This is a genomic window from Dactylosporangium sp. CA-152071 (assembly GCF_050936335.1).
Lineage (GTDB): Bacteria > Actinomycetota > Actinomycetes > Mycobacteriales > Micromonosporaceae > Dactylosporangium > Dactylosporangium maewongense.
Window position 1 is genome coordinate 4529783 of sequence record NZ_JBNJMZ010000002.1, and the last position, 8747, is coordinate 4538529.

The 8747-nt window shown below is 73.1% G+C and carries 8 protein-coding genes; all 8 read right to left on the reverse strand.

From position 1 onward, the window contains the following. Positions 1–323: 323 nt before the first annotated feature. On the reverse strand, positions 324–815 hold the full coding sequence (locus ACQEVZ_RS59955) for a hypothetical protein (protein WP_433386002.1): 492 nt from the start codon (positions 813–815) through the stop codon (positions 324–326). A gap of 15 nt (positions 816–830) precedes the next feature. Further along, on the reverse strand, positions 831–1652 hold the full coding sequence (locus tag ACQEVZ_RS59960; protein ID WP_433386005.1) for a hypothetical protein: 822 nt from the start codon (positions 1650–1652) through the stop codon (positions 831–833). Positions 1653–1675: 23 nt separating this feature from the next. Continuing rightward, entirely contained in the window at positions 1676–2905 is a 1230-nt protein-coding gene (locus ACQEVZ_RS59965) for an MCE family protein (protein WP_433386008.1), read from the reverse strand. Next, on the reverse strand, positions 2902–4314 hold the full coding sequence (locus ACQEVZ_RS59970; RefSeq protein WP_433386011.1) for an MCE family protein: 1413 nt from the start codon (positions 4312–4314) through the stop codon (positions 2902–2904). Before ACQEVZ_RS59970 ends, ACQEVZ_RS59965 begins: the two co-directional genes overlap by 4 nt. Further along, the gene (locus ACQEVZ_RS59975) at positions 4311–5543 is read right to left on the reverse strand and encodes an MCE family protein (protein WP_433386014.1); all 1233 of its coding nucleotides are present in this window, start codon (positions 5541–5543) and stop codon (positions 4311–4313) included. Before ACQEVZ_RS59975 ends, ACQEVZ_RS59970 begins: the two co-directional genes overlap by 4 nt. A 1-nt stretch (position 5544) precedes the next feature. Then, the gene (locus ACQEVZ_RS59980) at positions 5545–6534 is read right to left on the reverse strand and encodes an MCE family protein (protein WP_433386017.1); all 990 of its coding nucleotides are present in this window, start codon (positions 6532–6534) and stop codon (positions 5545–5547) included. Continuing rightward, complete coding sequence (locus ACQEVZ_RS59985; protein WP_354903931.1) at positions 6531–7568, reverse strand: MCE family protein; 1038 nt, start codon at positions 7566–7568, stop codon at positions 6531–6533. Before ACQEVZ_RS59985 ends, ACQEVZ_RS59980 begins: the two co-directional genes overlap by 4 nt. 80 nt (positions 7569–7648) lie before the next feature. After that, the coding region (locus ACQEVZ_RS59990) for an MCE family protein (protein WP_433386020.1) at positions 7649–8747 on the reverse strand (1099 nt) is incomplete at its 5' end.

Below are 8747 nucleotides of genomic sequence, written 5' to 3' on the forward strand. Positions count from 1 at the left end.
GGCCGATCGGAGGATTGACCGGCAGCCGGCCCGGACGAGAGTCCAAGTCGGCGCTACCGAGGCATTCGGCCACCTCGACAGCATCGGCTCTGACGGTCGCGCAGGCTCGCCCGCCAAGGCTCACCGCTCAGGATGTGTCGCGATCATCCACAGTGGACACTTAAGTAAAAGGGGGTGCAAGCATCCGAGTCAGGTGTCGATCGCTCGACGCCACGACAGCCGGCATTCGCATAGTGCCCGCTCAATCACAGTTCATGGCGATCGCCGGCAGGCCGGCGAACGGCACGCCCGCACGGGGACCGGCCCGGCGGTAGGCCGGACGCTCAGATGGCGACGGCGTTCGAGACCTTCCATGCCCCGTCGACGGGCACCATGGTGAGCACCACGCGGTTCTGGTCGACCTTCTCACCCGTGATGTTCGTGTTGCGACGGTACTGGTTGAGGTAGAGCAACAACTCGACGCGTTCCGGGCCGGCGCTGACGACGCCGGAGGCGGACACGGCCGCGCGGACGATTGCCTGTTCCGACACCGCGTTGGGTTTGAGTGCGGCGGTCGTCCGGCCGTACTCGTCGGCGAATTGGCCGGTCACAAACGTCCGCGCATTCGCGACGCTGGTGTCGAAGCTGCGGTAGTCGTACGAGAAGATCGCCTGCGCGGCGGCGGTTGCGGCGGTGAGCGACTGGCGGGCCGCCACGTCCCGCTGGTGCGCCTGCTGGTGCTCGTACCAGCCCGCGCCGGCGAAACCCAGACCCAGCGCGATGACAAGGGCGAGCGCGACGACGCCCTTGCGGTACCCCTTCGGAAACCTCGGCATGACGGACCTCCTGCTTCAGCCGACGAACTGCAGCCGGGACACGAGCCAGCGGCCAGATCCGCGGTCGTGGGCGACGTCGATCTGGATGCGGAAGTGCGAGGCACGCCCTTCCGGCGACTTGGCGTTGCGGACGGTCGCGTCGACGGCGACCAGCACGACGGCCGCGCTGCGGTCGCCGGAGACCAGTGCTGCGCGCAGCACCGTCCCGCGCGACTCGACGTTGTTCTCCACGATCGCGGCCCGCACCTGCGTCTGACCGCGGGTGAACTCGTCGCGGAAGTCGCCGGTGGCGCCGGCGACGATCCGCTGCAGGTCGCGGTCGACGCTGGCGGCGCTGACCGAGACGAAGTTGACGGTCGTCTGTTTCGCCGCGGCGAGTGCCTGCTGGTGGGCGCGGTCGAGCATCCGGTCGCCGTACCAGCGGCTGCCGAAGACGCCCGCCCCGGTGAGGGCCACGCACATGACGACCACCAGGACGACGGTGCTGAGCGCGGGCCGGGAGAACCGGAGCCGGCTGCGCGGGGCCGGCTCGCGACGCTGCACCGTGCGGCGGTGCGGTCGCGGCCTGACCCGCTTACCCGGTTCCGGCGCGCGCTTCTGCTCCGTCGTGGACTCGGTCGTGGCCTCGGTCGTGGACTCGGTCGCGTCCGGTGGGGTCGGGGCGTCGTCGGGCAGGACGGGCTCCTCGCCGAGCTGTCGCAGGACCGCGGTGATCGGGTCACGCTGCCGCCGCGTGCGGCGGGTGGCCGTGCGGCGCCGGACACTGCGCGGCGGGAGCTCGGTCCCGGCCGCGCCGCCCTGCACGAGCTTCAGCGTTCGGTGCTCAGGTGCGGACACAACTGCCTCCATCCGAAGGTGCGCTACGGGGCGAGCCCGGCGAGCAGGAGCTGTTTCCAGGACTGGTCCCCGGCGAGTCCGTACTGCCCGCCGGTCGTGCCGAACAGCAGCGGGTGGCCGTCCGTGCCCAACGCCACCCCGGACGCCGGGTCGTACCCGCCGGTCTCGTCCGACGGGCCGGGCGGTGGCGGGTCGCTGCCGCCCGGGCGCGGTACGTTGTTCGTGCCCCGGACGCTCGAGCCCTGGGCCTGGTCGGCGGCGCCGCAGCGGGTGCCCTGCCCGTATTTGCAGGGCGGCGGGTCGTCGACGTTGAGCACCAGACCGAGGTGGGCGGTGCCGTCCCCGGGCGTGACGGTGAAGCCGCCGGCGACCGCCATCGGGTACACGACGAGGATCTGCTCGATGCCGGGCAGGCGGCGCGCCGCGACGCCGTTGACCGACACGAGGTTGCCCAGCAGCGTGCCGATCGTGGGGTCGAGCGCGTCCAGCAGCGTCACGAGTTCTCGGGCGGCGGGTGGCGCGCCGGTGATGAGCCGCCGCAGGTCGGGGTCGGACGAGCGCAGTGTCGCGGCGATCTGCGCCAGTCCGCTCGCCCATTGCCGGATCGCCGCCGAGGACTCCTCCTGGGTGGTGAGCACGGTGCGGCCGTCGCGCAGCAGGGTGAGCGTCTGCGGCAGGTTCGCCGACGCCTCCCGCAGGATCAGGTCGCCGGCGTCGAGGATGCGGCGCAGCGCCTGCTCGTTGCCCTCGAAGGCGGTGCCGAGCTCGTCGATGACGACGGACAGGGCGGCCGGGTCGACGGAGCGCACGAGCGCGTCGAGGTTGGCCAGCAGCGTCTCGGGGGCCAGTGGGACGCCGGTGCGGCTGCGCGGGATGACCGAGCCGTCCCGGAGGTACGGGCCGGCGTCGGTGTCCGGGCGCAGGTCCAGGAACTGCTCGCCGACGGCGGAGCGCTGTCCGACGACGGCCCGGGTGTCGCTCGCGACCCGGACGCCGTCGTCCAGCCGCAGCCGTGCCCGGGCGCCGCCGTCGTGCAGCGTGACGGCCTCGACCCGGCCGACCGGCACACCGCGGTAGGTGACCGGCGCGCTGGCGAAGAGGCCGCCCGCCTCGGCGAAGTCGGCGTGGACGACGTACCCGCGGCCGAGGAGCCGGTCGCCGAGCCCGACGTACGTGACGCCGACATGGACGACGCCGACCAGCCCGACCGCGAGAAACGCCAGGACCTGCAGCTTGGCGGAGCGTCGGATCATGGCAGCAGCCCTCCTCCGAGAACGTCGGGCAGCCCGCCCTGCCGCCCGGTGACGGCGCCGGTCGCGGGTGGCAGCAGGCAGCCGGGCGACAGTGCGGTGCCGGGCGGCAGCACCGTTCCGGGCGGGAAGACGGTGCCGGGCGGCACGATGCCGCCGGGCGGGAGCAGGCTGCCGGGCGGTGCGACGCTGCCGGGCGGCAGCAGGGTGCAGCCCTTCGGCAGGTCGCAGCCGGACGGGGGCTGCCAACCGGGCGGCAGTACCCCGCCGACCGGCAGGCACGGCAGCGGCAGCACGCCGGGCAGCGGCGGCGTGGTGACGGGCGGCTTCGTCGGGCTCTTCCCACCCGTCCCCGGGTTGGACTTCCCCGGTTGTGCGCCGCCGGTCGCCGCGGGCGCCGGACCGGCCGGCGCGGTCGCGACGAGCAGGTTCGAAAGGATCGTCGGGGCGTCGAGGTCCGCGGTCGCGCCGAGGTTGACGAAGTCCCCGACGATCGCGCCGGTGATGTTGGGCGGGAAGGGGAACGTCAGCATGAAGTCCAGGGACTTCGGCAGCGCGTCGCCCGCCTTCACCAGCTGTTCGAGGATCGGCTGGACCGCGCGCAGGGACGCCAGCGTGTCGTCGCGGCTCTGGTTGACCACCTGGGTGCCGACCCGGCCCAGCTCACCCAGGGCGGTCAGCGCGAGGGTGAGCTGCTCCCGCTGGTCCTCGAGGACGGTCAGGCCCGGGGCGAGGGAGCCCAGCGCCGTGCCGATGACGTCCCGCTGCCGGGACAGCTGCCCGGTCAGGCGGTCGAGCGAGTCGACCGCGCGCACGATGTCGGCCTTCTGCTGGTCCAGGCCGCCGACGAAGGTGTCGAGCTGGTGCAGCGCGTCCTTCGCCTCCGGCTCGCGCCCGTCGAGAGCCTTGGCCAGTTCCTCGTTGATCGTCTTGAGCTGCGCCAGGCCGCCGCCGTTGAGCAGCATGCCCAGCGCGGCGAGCACCTCCTCGACCTCGGCCGCCCGCCGGGTCCGGGCCAGCGGCACGACCGCGCCGTCGGTCAACCGGCCGCGCGGCGGCTCGGTCGCCGGCGGGTCGAGCGCCACGTACTTCTCGCCGAGCAGGCTGGTCTGGCGCACGGCCGCGGTCGCGTTCGCGGGCAGCCGCACGTCCCGGGCGATCCGCAGCCGGACGCGGGCCGTCCAGCCGGACAGCGAGATCTTCTCCACGCTGCCGACGGTCACGTCGTCGACCTTTACCGCGGCCTGCGGCACCAGGTCGAGGACGTCGGCGAACTCGGCCGTCACGTGGTACCCGTCGCCGCTGGGCGCCCCGCCCGGCAGCGGGAGCCCGGCGACGTCGGGCAGCCCGCAGCCACCCACGAGGAGCGTGCCGGCGAGCACCGCGGCCAGGTGCCGTCCGGCGCGCTTCACGGCGTGCCTCCCAGGATGCCACCGACGGTGAGATCCCGCGTGACACCGGGCAGCTCGGGCAGTCCAGGTGGTGCCGGCAGTCCGGGCGCGGCCGGCTGGGCGGGCGCCGCGGCGCCGTTCGCGGCGGGCGGCGCGGCGGCCGGCAGCCCGAGAAGCTTGCGCAGCTGGTCGGTCAGCGGCAGCCCCCGGGCGTTGAGGGTCTGGGCGAGCGCGAAGCACTCCTTGGGGATCTGCGCCGTCGGCACGAGGTCGACCATGACCGAGCACACGTAGCTCGCCGGGTCGTACGGCCCGAGCGCGTTGTCCCGCGTGTCGAGCGTCCCCGACGTGGCGTTGTAGGCCAGGTTGAGGTTCGACAAGGCCAGCGGGGTGACGTCGAGGATCTCGATGATCGCCTTCTGCTGCCGTACCAGGATGCCCGTCACGTCGGCCAGGGCGTCCACATCGGACTTCAGCGCGTCGCGGTTCTCCCGGATGAACGTGGTGACGTCGCCGAGCGCCGTCGCGAGGCTGCGCAGGGCGGCGGCCAGCTCGTCGCGCTCGCCGGCGAGCTGCCCGGCCACCGCGGCGAGCTGCTGGTTGAACGCCCGCACCTGCTGGTCGCTCTCAGCGAGTGCGGTGGTGAACAGCTGGAGGTTGACGACCGTGCCGAAGAGGTCCTGCCGCCCGTCGGCCACAGTGGACAGTGCGCGGCCGAGCCCGTCGAGCGTGGCGTGCAGGTTGTCGCCGTTGCCCTCGAGATTCGCCCGCCCGGCGGCGACGAGGTCCTTGAGCGCGCCGTCGGCGTTGGCGCCGCCCGGCCCGAGCGCCCGGTTGAAGTCGTCGAGCGCGCGGTAGATGTCGTCGATCTCCATCGGCGCGGCCGTGCGCTCCACCGGCACGTCGGCGCCGTCGCCCAGGGCCGGGCCACCGTTGTACGCGGGGGTGAGCTGTACGTACCGGTCGCTGACGACGCTGGGCGGGATGATCAGCGCCTGGGCGCCGGCCGGGATCCGCCGGTCGGCGTCGTACCGCATCTCCACGCGGACGGTGCGACCCTGGGGAGTCACCGAGACCACCTCGCCGATGTCCACCCCGAGCACCCGGACCGACGAGCCCTCGTGGATGCCGACAGTGCGGCTGAAATGCGCGACGAGACGCCGTTGCGGCCGCCCGCCCAGGAACACGACGGCTGCTGCCGCGGCGACGGCGAGCACCACACCCGCCGCGATGAGACGACGCCTGTGCATCTCAGCGCCCTCCCGTCGTCGGCTGGTACGGCTGGAGCAGCCCGCTGACGTACGAGTCGAACCAGCGGCCGTTGCCGACCACGTTCGCGAACGCGTCGACGAACGGCCCCATCCTCTGGATGGTCTGCTCGAGGTTGTCGCGGTTGCGTTGCAACGTGGCCACCACGCCGCGCAGCTGCCGCAGGGCCGGCTCCAGCTGCTGCCGGTTGTCGGCGATCAGGCCGGACAGCTGCGTCGCGAGCGCGTTGGTGCCGACCAGCAGGTCGTGGATGGCGTCCTTGCGGCGGCTGACCTCGGACAGCAACGCGTTGCCGTCGGTGACGAGCTTGCGGAACTCCTCGTCGCGCGCGGCGAGCACCCCGGTGACGTTGTGCGCGCGGGCGAGCAGCTCGCGCAGCTCGGCGTCGCGGTCGCCGACCGTCTTGGACAGCCGCGACAGCCCGTCCAGCGACAGCTGCACACTCGCCGGGGTGTCGGCGAATGTCTGCGCCAGCGTGGTGAACGCGTTCGCCAGCTGGGTGGTGTCGATCGAGTCGAGCGTGTCGGCCAGGCCGGTCACCGCCTGGACCACGTCGAACGGTCCGGCGGTGCGCTCCAGCGGGATCTCGGCGTCGTCGGCGAGCCGGCCCGGCCCGTCGGGCGCGAGCGCCAGGTACTTCTGGCCCAGCACGGTCTTGATCCGGATCGTCGCGCCTGTGCGGGTGCCCAGCCGCACGTCGTGGTCCTCCAACCGGAACCGCACACGCACGTACGGTCCGGTGCTGCCCTGCGCCAGGTCGACGCCGGTGACCTTGCCGACGCGGACCCCGGCGACGCGGACCTCGTTGCCGGGGACCAGCCCGCTGGCGTCGCGGAACGCCGCGCGGTACGAACCCTGAGCGGTCAGCGCGGCGAGCGCGTCGAGCTGGAACGCGCCGAGCATCAGCGCCGCCAGGACGGCCAGGCTGACCGCGCCGACCACGACCGGATTGCGTTCCCGGAACGGTTTCACGCGCCACCTCCCGGTTGCCGGCACCGCGCCGCCTGGGAGCTGAAGGTGGCGGGGTTGAGGTCGCCGCCCCCGGCCACGCTCACGTTGCCGTCGAAGTCGCAGAGGAAGAAGTTGAACCACGAGCCGTAGGACGCGACGCGGGTCAATGCGGTGTACCGCTGCGGCAGCCCGCCGAGCGTCCGGTCGATGACCGCGGCGTTGTCGTTGAGCGTGCCCGACAGCGTGCCGAGCGCGTTCACGTCGGCGGCGATCGCCGGCCGCGCGTCACCGAGCAGCGAGGCGGTCGCCCCGGTCAGCTGGCCGAGGTTCACCAGGGCGTCGCCGATCGCCAGCCGGTCGGCCGCGAGCCCCGACACGAACTGCTGCAGCTGGCTGATCGTCACGTCGAGGTCGCCGCTGTGGTCGTCCAGTGTGGACAGTACCGCGTTGAGGTTGGTGACGACCCGGCCGATCACCGCGTCGCGGTCGGCGAGCGTGTTGGTCAGCGATGCGGTCCGCCGCAGCAGGCTCGCCATCGTGCCGCCCTCGCCCTGCAGGACCTGGATGATCTCGAAGGCGAGCTGGTTGACTGCCTGCGGGGTCAGCGCGGTGAACAGCGGCCGGAAGCCGTTGAACAGCACGGTCAGGTCCAGCGCCGGGGTCGTCTGCGACTCGGGGATGACCTGGGACGGCCGCAACGGCACGCCGTCGCCCGGCCCCTCGCTCAGCGCCACGTACCGCTGGCCGACCAGGTTGCGGTACCGGATCTTCGCCCGGACGCTCGTCGTCAGCGGGATGTCGTCGGCCACGGTGAAGGCGATCTCCGCGACGGTGTTGCCGGCGACCTTGATGTCGCGGACCTCGCCCACCTTCACGCCGGAGATGCGCACGTCGTCGCCGACGAGGAGCCCGGTGACGTCGGTGAAGCGTGCCCGGTAGCGGGTGCCGCCCGTCGAGAACGCGCCCAGCGTCTGTGCGAGCAGGGCGGTCAGCAGCACGGTCACGGCCGCGAAGACGGTCAGCTTCACCAGCGGTGCGAGCACAGTCCGGTTCATGCGCCCTCCGCTTCGCTCCGGCCTCCCGAACTTCAAGCTGAGCCCCTGATGAGCGGCCCCTCCGCTGCGCTCCGGACCGCTCATCGCGCGTTCACCACCGCTCCGCGCAGCAGCGGGCCCCACAGCAGCACCGCGATGTCCGGCACCTCGGCGGGCGGCACGCCCATCGTCGCGCCCAGCAACGGCTCCAGCAGCTTGCGCTCCTCGGCGGTGCCGGCGTCGGCGGTGGGCAGCGGCGCCGCGGGGACCGCGCCCGGGATCAGCCCGACGGGCAGCTTCGACGGTCCGGGCCGGGCGGCACCGTAGTCGTACCCGTCGTTGATCGGGGTCGACGGCGCGGGGACGTGCGGGTCCGGCAGGCCCCGGCAGTCGGGGCCGTTCCTCGCGCCGTACACCGGCTCGTCCCTGCCCGGCACGAACCTGCCGTTGTCGCGGGTGATCTCCAGCGTGATGCGCATCCGCCCGGAGGCGAACACCTGCTCCACCCGCGGCTGCAGCGCGACCAGGCCACGCATCAGGCAGGGGTACTCCGGCGCGTACGCGGCCAGCAGCTCCAGGACCGGCCGGCTCACGTCACCGACCTGGATGAGCTGGTCGCCGTGGCGTTCGAGGAAGAACCGGGTCACGTCGGCGGCCTCCGTGCTGTCGGCGAGGAACGCGGCGAGCTGGGTACGCTGGTCCGTGACGGTCCTGGCGGTCACCGACGCGTCGCGCAGGATGGCGAGCAGGTCCGGCATCGCGCCGTCGTAGACGTCCAGGACGTTGGCGAGCCTGCGCACGTCCTCGGCGATCAGCGGCATGTCCTTGTTCAGCGCGGCGAGGTAGCCGTCCAGGGAAACCAGCTGCTCGCCGAGCTGGTCGCCCTTGCCGTCGAGGGCCGTGGCGATCGCGCCCAGGGTCGCCGCGAGCTTGTCCGGCTGGATCGACTGCAGCAGCGGCAACGCGTCGTCGAGCACGCGCTCCAGCTCGACGCCGCTCGCGCTGCGGTCCTGCGGGATCACGTCCCCGTCGCGGATCGGGCGGCTGGTCTGCTGCGCGGGGGGCACCAGCGCGACGTACCGCTCACCGAACAGCGTCTTGGGCAGCAGCCGGGCGCTGACGTCGGCGGGGATCTGCGGCACGAGCGCCGGGTCGAGCGCGAGCCGCAGCCGGGCGCCGGCGCCGTCGCTGGAGACGGTG